The sequence below is a fragment of the Deinococcus rhizophilus genome (genome assembly GCF_030271215.1).
Classification (GTDB): Bacteria; Deinococcota; Deinococci; order Deinococcales; family Deinococcaceae; genus Deinococcus; species Deinococcus rhizophilus.
On record NZ_JASNGB010000362.1, the window covers coordinates 1 to 698 of the forward strand.

The 698-nt window shown below is 77.5% G+C and carries 1 pseudogene; it reads left to right on the forward strand.

The features are described 5' to 3' along the window. A pseudogene (locus tag QOL99_RS17345) lies at positions 1-316 on the forward strand (acyl-CoA dehydrogenase family protein); the annotation flags it as partial. Between the last annotated feature and the right edge of the window lie 382 nt (positions 317-698).

Genomic DNA, 698 nt, shown 5'->3' on the forward strand with positions numbered 1-698 from the left:
GGAGGGGGCGTGGCAGCTTACCCGTGAAGCCCAGCGCCGACTGGACACCCGGCCGCCGGACGCCGCGCCAGAGCCGGTCCTGGCCTACGTCGCCCTGGCCCGCACCGCGACCGAGGACGCCTGCCTGCTGGCGTGCGAGGCCGCCGAGCGGGCGGTGGGGGCCCGTGGCCTGCTGGCCCCCTGGCCCACCGAGCGGCTGCTGCGCGACCTGCGGATGTACCTGCGCCAGCCTGCCCCCGACGCGGCGAGGCTGGCGGTCGGCGAGTGGCTGCTGGGCGCCCCGGACGCGGCCGGGGACCCCTGGGAGGAGGCGTGAGCAGGAACCAACGGTGGCCGGGAGAGGCGGTCTCAACGTGGCGCTCTGCCNCCACCGAGCGGCTGCTGCGCGACCTGCGGATGTACCTGCGCCAGCCTGCCCCCGACGCGGCGAGGCTGGCGGTCGGCGAGTGGCTGCTGGGCGCCCCGGACGCGGCCGGGGACCCCTGGGAGGAGGCGTGAGCAGGAACCAACGGTGGCCGGGAGAGGCGGTCTCAACGTGGCGCTCTGCCGGTTGGAGAACCCACCGGACGGCAACCGTATGAGGGCGCTGATCCCGGCCACCCTGCCCGGCCCGGTCTGGGTGGCCGCCCCGCACCCGGACGACGAGGCGCTGGGCTGCGGCGGCCTGATCGCCGCGCTGTCCGGGGCCGGGCGGGAGG